Source organism: Pseudomonas sp. LTGT-11-2Z (genome assembly GCF_003691445.1).
In the GTDB taxonomy this organism is placed as follows: Bacteria; Pseudomonadota; Gammaproteobacteria; order Pseudomonadales; family Pseudomonadaceae; genus Aquipseudomonas; species Aquipseudomonas monteilii.
The window spans coordinates 2,535,166-2,551,292 of record NZ_CP033104.1 but is presented as its reverse complement, the minus strand read 5'-3'; the positions used below and the strand labels follow the sequence as shown (position 1 = coordinate 2,551,292).

Genomic DNA, 16,127 nt, shown 5'->3' with positions numbered 1-16,127 from the left:
TCTCCTGCCAGCAATCAGGGCTTGGTGATGAGTTGGACCGGGGTCTGGATGACGTTGTCGGCACCCACGTCCAGCTTCTCGCCCTTGACCATTTTCAACGCCGCCTGAATGCCGTACACCGCCTGCTGGCTGGCCGCCTGATCGAGGGTGGCGAGCACGCGGCCATCCTTGAGCATGGGTTTGATGGCGTTGATGTTGTCGTAGCCCACCACTTGCACTTGGCCAGTCTTGCCGGCCGCGCGCACGGCCGACACAGCGCCCAGGGCCATGCTGTCGTTGCCGGCCAGCAGGGCTTTCAGGTCGGGGTATTCGTTGAGCATTGAGGCAGCGACGGCATTGCCCTTGTCGATCTCCCAGTTGCCGCTTTGCACCGAGACGATCTTCATCTGTGCGGCGTCCATGGCGTCCTTGAAGCCGGCGGTGCGCTGCTGGGCATTGGTGGTGGTCGGCACGCCTTCGATGATGCCGACCTGGTCACCGGCCTTGAGTTTCTCGTTGGCCAGGTAGTCACCGACCAGGCGCGCGCCCTTGCGGTTATCGGGGCCAACGAAGGGCACACTGATGCCTTTGCTCTTGAGCAGTTCGGGGTCCAGGCGGTTGTCGATATTGATCACCACCACGCCCTGGTCCATGGCCTTTTTCACTGCGGAGACCAGTGCCTTGGAATCCGCCGGGGCGATCACCAGCGCCTTGGCGCCGGCATTGACCATTTGCTCGACGATGCGGATCTGCTCGCCGGTATCGGTCTCGTTCTTGATGCCGTTGGCGATCAGGTCGAATTCATCCGAGTGGGTTTTCTGGTAGTCCTTGGCGCCGTCTTCCATGGTGCGGAAGAATTCGTTGGCCAGTGACTTCATCACCAGGGCGACCTTGGGCTTGTCTTCGGCGTGGGCGGCGGAAAACGGCAGGGCGAGGGACAAGGTGGAAACGACAGCGAGGGCCAGCAGACGACCGGGGAACGGCAGTTTCATGGACGATGACTCCGAATCTTGTGTTTTTTATCGGATCGCAAACGTTTGCGTTGCCTAACTATGGAAACAAGACCGGAGTTTGTCAAATCCGTTTGGCGTTCGGTGGGCTGAGTGCTGCTGGTGCCGATTATCCAGAATTTTTCCGGAAAACCGAACACCTTTTCCTACGCCTGTTCGGAATTTCGAATGGAATACTGTCCCCGTTCGCGGCACAAGGCCGCGCCATCACTCATTCGCACAAGCTGGTATGAAACATGCCTTGAGTACTGTGCGACATACAAAAAATCTCACTAGGAAGAGAGAGAACAATAACGATGAATGCTGTACTTAAAACCTTCGCCCCCAGCGCCCTCGCCCTGCTGCTGATCCTGCCCACCACCGCCTCGGCCAAAGAAGCCGAAACCCAGCAGAAGCTGGCCAACGTGGTCATCCTTGCCACCGGCGGCACCATTGCCGGTGCCGGTGCCAGCGCCGCCAACAGTGCCACCTACCAGGCCGCCAAGCTGGGCGTCGACAAGCTGATTGCCGGTGTGCCTGAATTGGCCGACCTGGCCAACGTACGCGGCGAGCAAGTGATGCAGATTGCATCCGAGAGCATCACCAACGAAGACCTGCTGAAGCTGGGCAAGCGCGTTGCCGAACTGGCCGAAAGCAAAGACGTCGACGGCATTGTCATCACCCACGGCACCGACACTCTCGAAGAAACCGCCTACTTCCTCAACCTGGTGGAAAAGACCGACAAGCCGATCGTGGTAGTCGGCTCGATGCGCCCGGGCACGGCCATGTCTGCCGACGGCATGCTCAACCTGTACAACGCCGTGGCCGTGGCCAGCGACAAGCAATCGCGCGGCAAGGGCGTGCTGGTGACCATGAACGACGAAATCCAGTCCGGCCGTGACGTGAGCAAGTCTGTCAACATCAAGACCGAAGCCTTCAAGAGCGCCTGGGGCCCGATGGGCATGGTAGTGGAAGGCAAGTCGTACTGGTTCCGCCTCCCGGCCAAGCGCCATACGGTCAATTCCGAGTTCGACATCAAGCAGATCAGCAGCCTGCCGCAGGTAGACATCGCCTATGGCTATGGCAACGTGACCGACACGGCCTACAAGGCGCTGGCGCAGAACGGTGCCAAGGCGCTGATCCATGCCGGTACCGGCAACGGCTCGGTATCGTCGCGCGTAGTGCCGGCGCTGCAGGAGCTGCGCAAGAATGGCGTGCAGATCATCCGCTCGTCGCACGTCAACCAGGGTGGTTTCGTGCTGCGCAACGCCGAACAGCCGGATGACAAGAACGACTGGGTCGTGGCCCATGACCTGAACCCGCAAAAAGCGCGGATTCTGGCGATGGTGGCGATGACCAAGACCCAGGACAGCAAAGAGCTGCAGCGGATCTTCTGGGAGTATTGATCGTTCCGCCCTCAGGGCCGGTTCGCCGGCTCTGGGGGGTATTACGCTGCCTTGGGAGGGCTCAGGGCGCGATGCGTTTCAGGTCATTCAACAACCCCATCAGCTGCTGCAGTTTCTCTTCGCCAAACTGCGCCTGAATCTTCTGGTAATTGGCTTCCATCCCCTCCTTCATCGAGGCAAAGCACGCCTCCCCGCGCTCGGTCAGCGTCACGAAAACACGTCGCTGGTCCCGCGCGGCCTTCTGCCGCCGCACCAGCCCGTCGCGCTCCAGCCGCCCCAGCACCCCGGTCATGCTCGGTTTGAGGATGCAGGCCAGCTCTGCCAGTTGGTAATTCTCCAGCTCACCATGCTGCTTGAGGATTCGGATCACCCGCCATTGTTGCTCGGTCAGGTCGTGCTCGTTCAACAACGGCCTGAAAAATGCCATTGCGGCTTCCCGGGCCTGCAGAAGGCTCAGCGTGAGCGAAGGTTGCGTCTTGGTCGTGGTCAAGCCTGTGGTTTTTCTCTGTTCACGAATTTAAGGGCATGCACGATGGAAAGTGCAATCTGTTCCACGGAAAACCCATTCAAGCCTGGCGCGCGGGCTGCGACCATCCGCTGCAAACAACAACACATCCCGGGTACGCTGCCATGGCCCCTTCACTGCAAGCCCACCTGCCGCTGGCGGTACTCCCCGGGGGTGAGCTTGGCGCAAGACCCGCTCGCCAACCCGGCACTCAACGACGAAGCCATGCGCAACCTCAAGGCGGCCTGGCCCGTGTTCGAACAGGCACGTATCGCCAGCGCCTGGGCCGGGACCATCGACGTCACCCCCGACTCCAACCCGGTGATCGGCCCGGTGGCCAGTCTTCCGGGCCTGACCCTGGCCACCGGTTTTTCCGGGCATGGCTTCGGCACCTCGCCTGCGGCCGGCCAGCTGGCAGCAGACCTGGTGTCCCAGGCAACTCCGCTGATAGACCCAGCGCCTTACCGTTTCGAACGCTTTACCTGACGTCATAGCCATGACTGGCCAAGAAAGGATTTCCCCCGACAAGCTGTTGCGAATTTACTTACAGTGAAATACTGTATGTGCATACAGCAAAACAAGGAAATGCCTGTGTCCAGCACCGCCTCCGCCACCCCGAGCAGCTATGAACAGCTGGGTGTACGCATCCAAAAGATCATCAACAGCCCTACCGCCCAGCGTAGCCGAGCGGCGCTGATCTTCCGCCTGGAACAGGAAAGCCCGGAAGACTGGGAAACCTTGCTGGAGGAGATCGCAGAAAACGACAACGTCACCCTCGCTCACCGCGACGATGGCGGCGTACAGGTTTTCTGGACCGTACCGAAGGAAGACTGACCCCGCATGAGAGTTTCGTTTTTTGCCGCAGCCTGCCTGTTACTGACCGCTTCACTAGCCCAAGCCGATGCCCCACGCACCTTTCAGGAGGCCAAGAAGGTCGCCTGGAAGCTGTATGCGCGGCAATCGACCGAGTTTTATTGCGGCTGCAAATACAAAGGCAACAAGGTCGACCTGGCGTCCTGCGGCTATGCCCCGCGCAAGAACGCCCAGCGCGCGTCACGTATCGAGTGGGAGCACATCGTGCCCGCCTGGCAGATCGGCCATCAGCGCCAGTGCTGGCAGGACGGCGGGCGCAAGCAGTGCTCGCAGCATGACGAGGTGTACAAACGTGCCGAGGCTGACCTGCATAACCTTGTACCGAGCATCGGCGAGGTTTATCCGAGAGAGCACCGTTTTTCAAGAAACATTGACACCTTGTCGTAGGTGCGTTGACATCGACGTAACCTACTGATTAGCCTAGGGTTAGTGAGCAATCTTGGCCTGTAGATCTCGAGGTAGGGTACGGTGAAGGTCAAATACGTAGAGGGCGTCAGCTGGTCAGGGGGCCCCCTAAGCACCTACGTGATTCTTGAAAACGGGCCGCTGGGCGAACAGAGCATCGTTCCAGCTCCTACCCTCTACCTCGTACATCTGGCTCAGGGCGGCCAGCGGCCGAATTCCATCCGCTCCTCGGCCCATGACCTTCGAAGCTTTTTCGAGGTACTCCAAACGCACGGACAGGATTGGAGGCACCTCACCAACGACGACATGTCTGGCTATCTATACGGGTATCTGAAAAAGGCCAGGTCGTGTGTCGATAAATCGATCAAGCGCCATATTTCAACGCTCAGATCGTTCTATGCGCATGCTTGGCAGACTGGAATGCTCAATGCCCCTGCGTCCTTTACTTACCAGTACGTCAGCACCGCACAGAAACATCAAGGTGACGCGAAAAAGAAGGTCAATTTTGATCTGTTTAATAAGTACATTGAAAAAAAGATATTCACTCACTTGCTGAGCAGCGTCAAAGCTCAATGTGCATTTACTAAAGAAAGAGATGAGTTGGTTCTGCATCTTGGATTTCATTGCGGACTACGGTGCGCTGAAATTACTGACTCAAGGAACTTGCAAACTCCAGATTTAAGAGCGCGCATTTTTCGGGCGGGGCAGAGGGACGAAAAAACAATTACTATCCCCATAATTGGCAAGGGAGATAAGCTTCGCCAAGTCGACGTGCCACCGAAAGCTTTCAGGAAGATAAAAGCCTTCATGGAAGGAAGACGCAAGCCAGGAGCAATTGCAGATGGATCACTGATTTGCAAAAGAGATGGTTCCCCTCTATTTGAAGGACACGCCACAAACACCTTCAAATCAGCGAGAGTCATAGCCAGCGCTAAAATCGATGATATCCTAGATGAGATCCATGTCGACGAACCTCATTTATATTTTCTGACAAAGCCAAATTTTCTGAAGCTCACCTTCCATGCGCTAAGGCATACGTACGCCACGAACCTGGTTGATTTCTGCTACAAACATGGGTATGACCCGTGGCAATATGTACCTGAGCAAATGGGACATGAAGATAAAGCCACAACTCAAGACTATATTGTCTTTGATGGCAAGCTTAACCGTAGAGAAAAGATAAGGCGCGAACTTAGTAATGAGCACGATGACTGATAACGAGACCGTAGATGAGAACCCAGTAACGCTTTCCTCGATGGCTCCTACACCAATCGTCGATTTCAGCCCATCAAATGTTTTCGCAATTGTCTCAATGCAAGTAGATAAGGGCAAAAAAGTTGAGCAGCGCCGCGTTGAAATCCCCGAACAATTTAGAGATTGTCCTATCTTTCTATCTCTGCTGCAGTATTTCAACAGCGGAGAAAGCAAGTCCAACTCGCTTACCGATGCATACTCGAGAATCCTAAGGTTCAATATACTTGCAAAATGGGCGGTAGTAGAGTACCCAGATGCGCAGAGATTACCAGCGGCGGTTATGCAAGATTTCGCCAGGCACTTGCGCACGGTGAAAAACTCCAACCTGAATTCTGTTTGTGTTTACATGTCAAATTACCGGACGGCTTTCGACGCTTTCCTCAACAAGGCATATGGTAACCCAGCCCTGGCTGAAGCTGCGGCTGCTGTCCGAGAAGCCTTAGCATTTATCCCTTCAGTCTCTAATCGTAAAGGACAAGCAACTCCCAGCTTAGGACAGATCACCAACCAACCTGAAAAAGACGAATTGAAGATTGTTAGATCTACTATTCGTTTTTGCTGTGAATTCCTTAACGAGATGAACGAGCAGCGCTTAGAGTTACTTAGCAATAAAAACGTGATGGAACAGCTTGCCGTTATGCTCCACCGATACGGCAGTAACTACGAACGCCTTAGATACAGCACCAACCAGAGCGATCGTAGTACAGCTTATAAAGCTATCGCGGGCGCCATCCTAGAAAGCGAGAATATCTCATTAAAGGAGAGGCTTCTGCATAACCGCGTAGACTTTGCATACGGACAAATCGAAAGCAACTCAAGCTTAACTATTGAAGAAGCTAACCGCCTAATTAAGCTGGGCCTCCGCAGCACTGGCACGCTAGACATTTATCCAGAAAATAACGATCATAAGCTCTACTTTCACAATATAGATTACCTGTTCTTATTAAAGCATACGCCTAGCGAAGAAATTGCTTTTGCATGGCTACTAGCTACCGATAGGGTTCAACTATCCGGCATTACCGATATGCGGCATGGAGATCTCAGGATCACACCTAGCGTAGCATCTGCCGTTTACACAAAGAACCGGAGCTCCCAGGTAATACGCGACGTACCAATGCATTACTCTAAGTCCATACAGTATAATGCCTATGCTATTTTTAATGAGCTAAAGTGCAGTTTCCAGAGACGCTTTCCGGAGACTGGGGATTTATTATTTGACTTGCCAGTGACGTCAAACCTTCAAAGCATTGACTGCGTTCCATATAGGCCTTTAGTCATGGCCGCCTTTCAACACACACACCAATATCAGTCCCTATACAAAGCCAACTCTGAGATAGAAATATTTGCAGACATTATCCGTCGCGTTGCGATGAATAACCGCACGAACTGGAATAACAAAAAGCGGCGTCGCGAAAATGCTGATTCCGGAATTATCAGCAAAAATCCTGCCCCACATAAACGGCAGACAATTACAATTACCTCAATCGCCCAGTCGCGTGCAATCTTAGATACCGACGGCGGCAACCCAGAGAATGAGGCTTTTGAGAAATACTCACAAGAAGTCGTAGGGGCTGATGCAACAGCGCACTCGCCTGGCGTAAAACAGGTAGTATATATGAACGCTAGCGAAACCAAATACCGCTTGAATAAGAGAGCGTTATTTGCGTCCAATGTTGGCCATTTAATGGTAGAAGACGCACGTAAAGTACAAGAAGCTATTCGCAGCGAGACGTTGATCAGCATTGCCGATCTGAAAGTGATGCTTGGTTGGGCGCAGGCGAAAGATGACGTCGGCGAACTGGAAGAATTTGACGCATTGCTCATGTCTGCCCAAAACGCCGGCTTTACCATCTCTCCTTTCGGACAACTCGAAAAGGATAGCAAGACATTCATCATCACTAATGGTATTACAGCTGCGCTAATGATGGGCTATCGGGATGAGTGCATAAGTAAAATTAAGGAATTGTCGGTCGAAGATGAATTAAAAGCATTCGCAATCGCCATGCAGGCTGCATACATAGAAGATGCACTTGAGCAGTTCGACCAAAAAACTATTGCACAGGGGAAGGATATGCTTAAGAATTACACCTTCCCCGCCCCGATCATCAGGTAAACAACTCGTGCAGAATACCGCAGCCCCCTCAGCCTTGTTTGCCATGACCACTGAAGACCCAAAGATCCTTAATCAGTATGGTGATGAGTTATTTCAAATTCAAGATCCAATGACGGGACACTTCTATTCTGTTAGCTTCGCCTGGAACTGTTCCATGGCGAAACGTCTATACGCGCAAATGTATTTCTTAGCCGGAGATATTTCACGGGGGTATGCTGACGACAGGGGGCGCATTGTTGTCAGCAGCCTTTCAAGCGCGCGGCAGGAGCTCGCTTATCTACGTGAACTGTGCGAATATTGGGAGCTTCACTATACCGACCGGGCACTTCAGTCTCTTTCCAGGGTCGAAATCCAGGTTATGCTCCGATTTTTCATGATGAAAAAAGAGCAAAATAGCGGGGAATGCCATATTCTAGGTGTTTCGATGCTCTCGATGATGTGCAGAATCCTAGACAAGACCCACAACCACCTCCACTGTGGAACTCTGGTCGACGGCGTGATTCACCGCATGACCCCCGCATTCAAAAAGAGTACGATGGAGCCTCTACTTCAGGGCTCTGATATGGATTACGCGACGTGGAGTAGAGGGGGCAGTTACGGCTCTATACCTATGACCTGCGCCTCATTAATGCTTGCTGAAGCAATCACACTAATCGAGTCCGATGAAGCGCAGATTGCGGCAATATTTTTTACGCAATGGCGTCGCGAAAAAACCAAGGTCACGAGCTGGTTTGGCGAAAAAGATCGATTAGCTCTCTATCGAAGAATGCAATCTCCGCAGTATGTATTATCTCGATTTGAACGAGGGTGGGCAGCATCCGCAACAGAACTTGGAAATGCCGTTGATAGCGCGACGAAATTTTCTCACGCCGCTTTACCCTGGAAAACTCAAGGTGAACTGAGCGATTTCTGTAGCGAGCTGACTAAAGCTGCTTTGACCGTCATCACACTGCTGAGCGGTTTTCGTATCTCCGAGATCAATGGAATGCGTATCCAAGATTACCACCAGGAGCCTGACGGTTCTTGGTGGTTTATCTCCGAAAACTATAAGACAGAATCTGGATTCGCTCACCCGAGGTCGTTGCATGGGCTTGCCGCAGATGCAGCAACGCTTATGAAAAATCTATCGGCAGTGAGTACGACTGATTTTAATCTTCCGTTGCTACACAGAGCTTACAGAAGTGAAGCTTTCTTAGTAGCACGCGGTGTAGGCAAATTCAGTAATGAGCAATGGTTAGCAGACGCAGGGTATTCCACTCTAGCCTTAAGAGCTTGGTTTAAAGCCTTTTACAAAATTAACGTTGTAGAAAAATATCCTGAAGCGGGAAAGATCCATAGTGAAGTCTCGCCTCACCAAGCGCGCCACACATTTGCGGAATTTGCCCTGCGAAGATTTGATGGAAACGTCATGGATAAAATTCGTGAACACTTTCGGCACTCCCAAGGCTCATTCCACACCCGACGTTATACACGCGAAAAACTAAGTGAATCTGTCAGAATTAGCCTTGAGCGTGATTACGCCAAAGAAGTCATAGGCCGAATTGCGCATGGTAGGTTGGACGACCGTTTCTATGGCCCTGCTGCAAAACGTATCGAAAAAGACATGGCAGCAATTTCGATTCTTACTGGAGCAGAATTCGATGATTACATCAGTGAGTTGGCGAATGAATTTGTGCGGTTTACCGCGTTTGAATGGGGCTATTGCGCCCTTCGTGGAAACGAGCAACATTTGGCGAAATGTCATGATTCCAAAGCTGGAACTCCTAATGTTGATCAGCGGAGCAAGCCGGAGATTTGTGCAGGATGCCCTCATAGCATGAACAATAATCTGCAAAAGCAAGAGCTAGAACGCACTGCTATTGCGCATCAATTTATCGCAGAGAGCCACCCTCTCAAGGTTATAGGAAACATCAGCGCTCAAGTAGTTAGGCAACTTGAGCGCCGCTTGGAAGGAAAAGTATCAGCATGAAATTTAGCCTAGAGCAATATTCAAACGTAGTGAATGCTACAGAAGAACCTAAATGGGTGAACTCGCCAACAAAGCGAAATCTTTATCGAGAAGTCCACAAGGCGTTCAATCGCATCAAGACCCTAATGGAGGCTGGCACTGTTCTCGGAGTAAAAGATCGAAGAATCGTCGCTCGCAATATCGCTAAAGAAAGCGGTGTCCATGACAGCTTATTGAACAAGCGCCGTCAGCCAGAAATTCATGAGCTAATCACCAACAAAAATTCCGAACTTGAAGATCTGTGGGAAAGTTTGTCAGCAACGAAATACAGCGCAAGTAAAAAGCCCACAAAGGAAGAAATCAAAAAAGAACTCCGCTCTCAGACATCTGAGATTGATCGCCTAACTAACCTCCGCCTTGCAGAGGCTCTCACTGCAGCTATCAGCAACCAAATGATCGACAGCCACAGAACTTTAATTGCCACTATCGAACATCTTAAAGCTGAAAACGCCGAACTTCAGATTCGCAATGAGGAACTCAGCAAACAGCTCCGTCAAATGATGAAGACCGTAACCATGATAAAGTAAAAATAACCACCAGCGCACCTACACCGGCTCGCTAATATTGCTGCACCGCCTTATGCTTTATTCCCCGCCCCTCCCTACCATTTGAAATTATCACTTGGTCACCTGTACCTGTTAGCGGCGCATGTAAAAATTGAGCTTCATCAGCCTCCTCAGCCATTAAGCAATTTTCTGCTCCCTTTGTATGCCACTGATTGTAGAGCCTGAGAGCATTCTAAATACGAAGTTATCGATAAGTATCGTATACAAACGACAACTTGGCGCAATTCATATCCCAACGCGTTGTCCCCTATACTTTCCTCCATCACCAAATCAAATTTTGGATAGTATATTCTGACCAGCCTGTCATCTCAGCAGATTATGCACTTGACTTGAGCCTGTACAATCGAATCAGTGAGGGACTAGCAAAATTGCCAGCGACGACTCAGCTCTCTGGCTCACATCACTCCGAGATGCTATGATCGCGCATGATTCCCACGTATACATTAGCGGGCTATCTATGCTCTGTGTACCTTGTACCTATCGAGGAAAGAAATGGCTGATCAGTCCTGTCTCTTAATGCCTTTGCAGCCTCAACGAGCGCGGCCACGTCCTAATCGCCCCCTTCCACTCGATGAATATGAAAATTATTGCGACTTCCCACCAGATGACTTGGAGCTCGAGGAAGTAGAGTTTATCTGGTGGGTGGTAGCTTCTCGAATAAGCAAAAAAGAGCTTAGAAAGAGGTTGAATAACGCCGTGGCTAGCTATAGTCATAGCGGTTGCTTTCATTATGCCGCTGTGGCAGATCAGAAAGGACGTGGACGCTACCCTCGGGGAGTGATCAACACACTTTACCAAGTTCTTAAGGGGCGCAAGCTTATGGGAAGATCTCCTGAAACAGGAATCTTTTATATCCAAGTCGACATTTGGCATCTTTGCATACAAGCAGCCTTTGATTGGTGTCCACCAAAAGCATTAACTAAAAGGCTGCGCGGCATGAAAATTGAGTACGAGCTAGGATTATAATTGCACACGCTGCAGATTCAAGCGACCGATACCCTTGTGCTGGCCCGTTTCACAGATCATCAAATCTCAGCTCGGGCCATGAGCCCATCAATACCACCTCCAAGAATTACATCGATATAGCCCGGGCAATCATGCTGTCCTAAATGGGGCATTCGCTCAAGCTGGTTTACAATCATGAGCTCCACTTAACGAAACTGCTGGAGAAGTCGGGCATGTACAACAACGTTGAGGGAAGTATGACGAGGCACCGGCTCCGTCAGCACCTGCTTGACACGCGTAGCTCCTGATTCGGAGCATAGGTGGGATCAAGATCACAACTTGCCCAAGGCACGCTCTTTGTGACCGCCCTCGCCTCGCTGTGGAAATGGCTTTTCAGAGATAAGCGCTCGGTTTGGGAGATCAAGCAGGAACGATAGTTCATCGAGGCAGCGAATGGGCTGAGAAATTACACCGTGACGGATTGCGGTGGGGTCTCGATGGATCCAGAGGAAATCAAGGATTACGTCATAGCTCGTCAGCAGGAGCTCAGCCACCTGGTTGACCCTAAATGTCGGGAAACTCCTTCCCGAGGACTTTCAGGACTTAGTGCCGAGGCGTATGTGGAAGAAGATAGTTGGATTGCCAGGAGGTTGATTGGTGTGGCCGGCGAACTGCCTCTGGAGTGGCATCCTACGCTTGAAGCAGCCCTAGATGATCATGATGAGGCAATTTGAGCCTTAAATTATGGTCGCGCCCGGTGGGCCGGTTGTCGTGAACCAAGCCGCCTGCCGTTGGCCGCGTCTTGGCCCTGTCGGGCTTCCATCCTCGCGCCTACGCCATCATGGCTGCGCGCTCTGCTTGCTCATGAAAAGCGTAGCGAGGAAGCTGAGGCTTTTTTAGACAATCCGATGGCGCTTGCCACCGGACTGGCGATCTTCACTTCGTCGCGTAAAGGCTAGTGGGTAGCGCCTTGTAGACGCCTTCTACTTTTTTAACTACTCGGCTTAAGACACTATCGTTACCCAATTGAGCAACGTAGTAAATTTCCTTGAGCCTCAAACTTTGCGCTGCATTACACAGCGTGCTTTCCAGATAGAGTCGAATTGCCTTCATGTTCTCCTCTGAGTCGTGATTGAAATCTGGGTAGGTTAGCGTCCAAACGGTGTCGACATCCTTTGTCTTCATCCAATTTTTCGCTGCCAAAAGCCCATAAAGGTCATTGCGTTGCTCTTTGGATGCATCGTTGAGGTCTAGGGAATCTCCGAACAAGCCTTCAGTTATGCGAGAATCCCCGCAACACCTGATCCGAGCCGCCCATGAGCCAGATGAGCTTTTCCGACTTTGAGTACGCCGGCAAGCGCAAGCAAACCCGCCGAGAGCGCTTCCTCGCCGAAATGGATCAGGTGGTGCCCTGGGCAGGCCTGCTGGAGCTGATCGAACCGTTCTACCCCAAGGCCGGCGGCGGTAGAAAACCCTATCCTCTGGAAACCATGCTGCGCATCCATCTGTTGCAGAACTGGTTCTCCCTGAGCGACCCGGCCATGGAGGAAGCGCTCTACGAAATCACGCCCATGCGCCAGTTCGCACGCCTGACGCTGAGCGCGCCAATCCCCGAAGACACCACGATCATGAACTTCCGGCACTTGCTGGAGAAGCATCAGCTCGCACCGGCAATCCTTGCGGTCATCAATGGTTATCTGCAGGAAAAAGGCCTGTCGCTGCGCCAAGGCACCATCGTCGATGCCACCATTATTCATGCCCCCAGCTCGACCAAAAATAAAGAAGGCAAGCGTGATCCCGAGATGCACCAGACCAAGAAAGGCGGTCAGTATTTCTTCGGGATGAAGGCGCACATCGGTGCCGATGTCGAGTCCGGCCTGGTGCATCACGTCCATGGCACCGCTGCCAATGTGGCCGATGTCACGCAGGTGGCTGAACTGCTGCATGGCGAAGAAAACGCCGTGTATGCAGATGCCGGTTACACCGGTGTCGAAAGGCGCGAAGAGCATGAAAATCGGGGGGTGATCTGGCAGATTGCAGCGCGTCGCAGCACCTATTCCAAGCTGAACCAGCGCAGCGTACTGTACAAAGCCAAGCGCAAGATCGAGTTCTGCAAGGCTCAGACACGGGCCAAGGTCGAGCATCCGTTTCGCGTGATCAAGCGGCAGTTTGGTTACGTGAAAATACGTTTTCGTGGGCTGATGAAAAACACGGCTCAGTTGACCACGCTGTTCGCCCTGGCAAACCTGTGGAGGGTTCGAAAACAGCTCATGGGTATGGGTGAGGTTCGCGTTTAACACGGAGAACCGGTCGAAAAAGCTCTCCGTACATGATTTTTCGGTCACTTTTCGTCCAATGACGCTGTAGGTGCCTGGAAAATTGCAACTTGCCGCGGCTGCACGACAAGTTGATCGGAGCATCCCTAACGGCCATCAAGATGGGAGCGGCGCTGCTTACCAAAGCGAAGCAGTGGGGAGAGCGTGAACAGAGCTTGGCGGTGCAGATCGACACCAGTGCCGAGCGCGTCAATCAGTTGGTGATCGATCTGCTGGATCTCGCCAGATGCAACCTGGGCCTGGGCATCACGGTTCAACGTCAGGATATCGACCTGACTTCGTTGTGTGCCAGGGTGGTACAAGAGGTCTGCTTCGCCCATCCACAGATTAACGTTGTTTTCGAACGTACCGATGCACTGCCGGCGAGCGTCGATCCGCTACGCATGAGCCAGGTGATATCCAATCTGATGGTAAATGCCATACGACACGGGGATATTGAGCGGCCAATCCGAGTAGGTGCTACCTGCGTTGAGAACATGGCCGTAATTGAGGTACACAACTGGGGAAAACCAATCTCTGCCGACCAGATCACTTACCTATTTGATCCTGAAGCACGCTTAACACGCGCAAGTCGTGCTGATGGTGCGGAGAGCCAAGGTCTAGGGCTAGGGTTGTTCATAGCCAAGGAAATCACAGCCAGCCATGCCGGCAGCATTCATGTCGTATCTAGCCCTGAGCAAGGCACGACTTTTCGGGTCAGTTTTCCGAGACAGCCAACGATATAAGCCCTGCCATTTTAACGAAAGAAAGCTTGCTCTTTGACCTTGAGGGGAAACCTGAAGGTTAGCTGGGTCGATAGCCGCCGCTCGCTTCCGTTGCTTGGAGACTGGCCCAGAAACGCCGAAATCTATTTGGAGACCAATGAAAAAAAGCCCGCGCTTTGGGCACGGGACGCTCAGAGAGCAACACCCGCCCTGATCAGTTATCCAGTTCGTCTTTGATAATCTTGCTATCGTGCGGATCAACCTGGAATTCATATTGCTTGCCATCCGCCTTGATACCCTCGCCTTCCCAGTGACCATCGTCGGCTTCGATCTTGGTAATCTGGGTGTAGCCTGCGCCTTTCAAGGTGGCCTCAGCCTGATCCTTATTCACCTTCCAATCAGCACCGGGCGTATCAGCCCATGCAGAAGTAGCCCCCATAGCACCAACTAATGCCAGGCCAGTGAACACTCGAGTTATCGCTTTCATCGCTAACATCCTTTTTCATGACAGTTAACGATCCGACCCGAACGCTGATCTTGACGTTCATTTTGTGTTAAAAGCCGACACTGATTGCGGGCGCCCATCATGGTGAACGAGCTCCTGCAGGTCTCGTGAAAGCAAAGCAGCGGCTGTGGGCTTCAGCATGCTTGAGCTCAAGTCCTCCCAACAAATCCACTTACAGGCGACGATGCCTCTGCCAAGCGCGACGCAGCGACTGGCGGGTATGTCAGTCGTAAAAATGTGGTGGAGAACGTGGCCTACCTCGACAGTGCCCACAGGGTTCAAGCCTGAGCAATGAAGCGTCAGAGCCTTCCAAAGCTCGCGAGCAGCGGCAACGATTGGCGCCTCACCGGGCGCAAGCACGCCGCTTGGAAACTTCCATTTAGAACCCTTCCTGCGGACAAGCAGAATCTTGTCATTTCGTGAGCAGATGATCGTGGCCTTAGCTCTGAGCGGGTGATGCTTGGCGACGCTCATGAGGGATCGCACCTGAAGAATTCGCGACATCCTGAACGCAGGGGCGGGCTTCCGTATGCTGATGACACCGACGTTCGGAAACGAGTTCAGATCATCCGTCCGCCCTCGGAAATGGGGGCTAGAGATCGTAGTGCTTGGACTCAGTACGAAGCTTCAGCCATAGCCTACATACCTGGATCCAGCTCCTTCAGAGCGCAACTCGCGCCCGATATACCTTGAGTCACCTTCTATAAAGGTTGATCCACTCGCGCCGCATTGGTTGTTGCGACGGTCACATTCGTAATCCGCCTCGGCACGAGTAGGGAAATTCAAAATCAACCTGGTTTTGCTGTGGTTATCGTAGAGGTCGAAGCCTGCCCCAGAAGCACTGGGAACTCCGATGCGGCGAGGAAAAATCTCCTTTTCCGTGGGTACAGCGGGAACCACAACAAAGCGCATCTGCATGATCATCCCTCATCCGGCATGACCTAAGTATTAGTCTGATTGTCTAGAAACCTCAAGGCTACTCATGCTGCGTGGCTGAGGTCGCCGGCAAGTATCCGCTGGAGGCGTCGAACTTGAGGAATTAGGACAGGCACGGCTCGTGGGAGTGACCATGCGCATGAGCTATTGGGATAGTTCCAGGCTGGATAGCCCCCTGAAAACCATGGCGCGCTCGCTATTAGCGAGCGCCGAGCGACATCGCTCCGCTAAACGATCAGGGCCGGCAGGTGGGTCGCTATAAGGCCCGCAGCCGTGGCCTTGAGCAAGGAAGGTTTCAGCTTGGCGCGCGGTAACCATTTGCACGCCGCAATCTCATTGCAGGCTACGGCTTTATCGCCGGCGTGAAAGTGGGTGGTGTAAATATGGTGAATGGTCGATTCCACAGTGATGGTGCACAGGTGAAGCAAGTCATGACCGGTGATGCTCGTCTCTTCCTCTAGTTCTCGAGCAGCCGCTGCAAAAGGCGTTTCGCCTGCTTCAATCGAACCACCAGGGAAATTCCATTTGCCGCCTTTCTTGCGCACCATCAGCACCCTACCGCTGCGCAGGCAGATGGTAAGCGGCCAGAGAACACACCTTCAG

The 16,127-nt window shown here is 52.6% G+C and carries 15 protein-coding genes and 3 pseudogenes; 12 read left to right on the top strand and 6 right to left on the bottom strand.

What is annotated here, in order from left to right:
* Nucleotides 1-14 precede the first annotated feature (14 nt).
* Nucleotides 15-971, bottom strand: a complete 957-nt coding sequence (locus D8767_RS11915) for a sugar ABC transporter substrate-binding protein (protein WP_016711349.1) — start codon at nucleotides 969-971, stop codon at nucleotides 15-17.
* Nucleotides 972-1,285: 314 nt separating this feature from the next.
* Between D8767_RS11915 and D8767_RS11910 the strand changes: the two genes are divergently transcribed.
* Nucleotides 1,286-2,374 (top strand): asparaginase, encoded by a 1,089-nt coding sequence (locus D8767_RS11910; protein WP_016711350.1) that lies wholly within the window; start codon nucleotides 1,286-1,288, stop codon nucleotides 2,372-2,374.
* Between the two features lie 61 nt (nucleotides 2,375-2,435).
* Here the strand turns inward: D8767_RS11910 and hpaR are convergent, their stop codons facing one another.
* The gene (gene hpaR, locus D8767_RS11905; RefSeq protein ID WP_100213974.1) at nucleotides 2,436-2,864 is read right to left on the bottom strand and encodes a homoprotocatechuate degradation operon regulator HpaR; all 429 of its coding nucleotides are present in this window, start codon (nucleotides 2,862-2,864) and stop codon (nucleotides 2,436-2,438) included.
* A gap of 201 nt (nucleotides 2,865-3,065) precedes the next feature.
* Between hpaR and D8767_RS11900 the strand changes: the two are divergent.
* The 11 genes and pseudogenes from D8767_RS11900 to D8767_RS11845 all read left to right on the top strand — a co-directional run.
* A pseudogene (locus tag D8767_RS11900) lies at nucleotides 3,066-3,365 on the top strand (NAD(P)/FAD-dependent oxidoreductase); the annotation flags it as partial.
* Nucleotides 3,366-3,470: 105 nt separating this feature from the next.
* Nucleotides 3,471-3,713 carry a DUF1654 domain-containing protein gene (locus tag D8767_RS11895; RefSeq protein ID WP_016711353.1) on the top strand — a complete coding sequence of 81 codons (243 nt, stop codon included), beginning with the start codon at nucleotides 3,471-3,473 and terminating at the stop codon, nucleotides 3,711-3,713.
* Between the two features lie 6 nt (nucleotides 3,714-3,719).
* Nucleotides 3,720-4,091 (top strand): annotated as a pseudogene (locus D8767_RS11890) (endonuclease); the annotation flags it as partial.
* A 129-nt stretch (nucleotides 4,092-4,220) separates the two neighbouring features.
* Nucleotides 4,221-5,372, top strand: coding sequence for a site-specific integrase (locus tag D8767_RS11885; protein ID WP_016711355.1), 1,152 nt, complete (start codon nucleotides 4,221-4,223; stop codon nucleotides 5,370-5,372).
* Nucleotides 5,356-7,524: a hypothetical protein gene (locus D8767_RS11880; protein WP_020371259.1), complete on the top strand. Its 2,169-nt coding sequence runs from the start codon at nucleotides 5,356-5,358 to the stop codon at nucleotides 7,522-7,524. The genes D8767_RS11885 and D8767_RS11880 overlap by 17 nt, the downstream gene beginning before the upstream one ends.
* A 43-nt stretch (nucleotides 7,525-7,567) precedes the next feature.
* Nucleotides 7,568-9,493, top strand: a complete 1,926-nt coding sequence (locus D8767_RS11875) for a tyrosine-type recombinase/integrase (RefSeq protein WP_157782262.1) — start codon at nucleotides 7,568-7,570, stop codon at nucleotides 9,491-9,493.
* A complete protein-coding gene (locus tag D8767_RS11870; RefSeq protein WP_016711358.1) occupies nucleotides 9,490-10,059 on the top strand; it encodes a hypothetical protein in 570 nt (189 codons plus the stop codon). The genes D8767_RS11875 and D8767_RS11870 overlap by 4 nt, the downstream gene beginning before the upstream one ends.
* A 531-nt stretch (nucleotides 10,060-10,590) precedes the next feature.
* Nucleotides 10,591-11,064: a hypothetical protein gene (locus tag D8767_RS28730; RefSeq protein ID WP_155738438.1), complete on the top strand. Its 474-nt coding sequence runs from the start codon at nucleotides 10,591-10,593 to the stop codon at nucleotides 11,062-11,064.
* A 476-nt stretch (nucleotides 11,065-11,540) separates the two neighbouring features.
* The gene (locus D8767_RS28725; RefSeq protein WP_155738439.1) at nucleotides 11,541-11,777 is read left to right on the top strand and encodes a hypothetical protein; all 237 of its coding nucleotides are present in this window, start codon (nucleotides 11,541-11,543) and stop codon (nucleotides 11,775-11,777) included.
* Between the two features lie 582 nt (nucleotides 11,778-12,359).
* Entirely contained in the window at nucleotides 12,360-13,340 is a 981-nt protein-coding gene (locus tag D8767_RS11850; protein WP_003117291.1) for an IS5-like element ISPa41 family transposase, read from the top strand.
* 89 nt (nucleotides 13,341-13,429) lie between these two features.
* Entirely contained in the window at nucleotides 13,430-14,104 is a 675-nt protein-coding gene (locus D8767_RS11845; RefSeq protein WP_016711364.1) for a sensor histidine kinase KdpD, read from the top strand.
* A 193-nt stretch (nucleotides 14,105-14,297) separates the two neighbouring features.
* Here D8767_RS11845 and D8767_RS11840 read toward each other — a convergent pair whose 3' ends face one another.
* The 4 genes and pseudogenes from D8767_RS11840 to D8767_RS11825 all read right to left on the bottom strand — a co-directional run bounded on the left by D8767_RS11840 (nucleotide 14,298) and on the right by D8767_RS11825 (nucleotide 16,072).
* Nucleotides 14,298-14,570, bottom strand: a complete 273-nt coding sequence (locus tag D8767_RS11840) for a PepSY domain-containing protein (RefSeq protein ID WP_029380190.1) — start codon at nucleotides 14,568-14,570, stop codon at nucleotides 14,298-14,300.
* A 57-nt stretch (nucleotides 14,571-14,627) separates the two neighbouring features.
* Nucleotides 14,628-15,062 carry an NUDIX domain-containing protein gene (locus D8767_RS29605; RefSeq protein WP_016711366.1) on the bottom strand — a complete coding sequence of 145 codons (435 nt, stop codon included), beginning with the start codon at nucleotides 15,060-15,062 and terminating at the stop codon, nucleotides 14,628-14,630.
* Nucleotides 15,063-15,284: 222 nt separating this feature from the next.
* Nucleotides 15,285-15,512 (bottom strand): annotated as a pseudogene (locus D8767_RS11830) (hypothetical protein); the annotation flags it as partial.
* A 239-nt stretch (nucleotides 15,513-15,751) separates the two neighbouring features.
* Nucleotides 15,752-16,072, bottom strand: coding sequence for an NUDIX domain-containing protein (locus tag D8767_RS11825; protein WP_016711368.1), 321 nt, complete (start codon nucleotides 16,070-16,072; stop codon nucleotides 15,752-15,754).
* Nucleotides 16,073-16,127 lie beyond the last annotated feature (55 nt).

What these genes read in the sequence shown, in the direction of transcription:
- D8767_RS11840 (WP_029380190.1), bottom strand. Translation starts at nt 14,570, where the DNA reads ATGAAAGCGATAACTCGAGTGTTCACTGGCCTGGCATTAGTTGGTGCT.
- D8767_RS28725 (WP_155738439.1), top strand. Translation starts at nt 11,541, where the DNA reads ATGGATCCAGAGGAAATCAAGGATTACGTCATAGCTCGTCAGCAGGAG.
- D8767_RS11825 (WP_016711368.1), bottom strand. Translation starts at nt 16,072, where the DNA reads ATGGTGCGCAAGAAAGGCGGCAAATGGAATTTCCCTGGTGGTTCGATT.
- D8767_RS11910 (WP_016711350.1), top strand. Translation starts at nt 1,286, where the DNA reads ATGAATGCTGTACTTAAAACCTTCGCCCCCAGCGCCCTCGCCCTGCTG.
- D8767_RS11850 (WP_003117291.1), top strand. Translation starts at nt 12,360, where the DNA reads ATGAGCCAGATGAGCTTTTCCGACTTTGAGTACGCCGGCAAGCGCAAG.
- D8767_RS11875 (WP_157782262.1), top strand. Translation starts at nt 7,568, where the DNA reads ATGACCACTGAAGACCCAAAGATCCTTAATCAGTATGGTGATGAGTTA.
- D8767_RS11915 (WP_016711349.1), bottom strand. Translation starts at nt 971, where the DNA reads ATGAAACTGCCGTTCCCCGGTCGTCTGCTGGCCCTCGCTGTCGTTTCC.
- D8767_RS11870 (WP_016711358.1), top strand. Translation starts at nt 9,490, where the DNA reads ATGAAATTTAGCCTAGAGCAATATTCAAACGTAGTGAATGCTACAGAA.
- D8767_RS11880 (WP_020371259.1), top strand. Translation starts at nt 5,356, where the DNA reads ATGAGCACGATGACTGATAACGAGACCGTAGATGAGAACCCAGTAACG.
- D8767_RS29605 (WP_016711366.1), bottom strand. Translation starts at nt 15,062, where the DNA reads ATGAGCGTCGCCAAGCATCACCCGCTCAGAGCTAAGGCCACGATCATC.
- D8767_RS28730 (WP_155738438.1), top strand. Translation starts at nt 10,591, where the DNA reads ATGGCTGATCAGTCCTGTCTCTTAATGCCTTTGCAGCCTCAACGAGCG.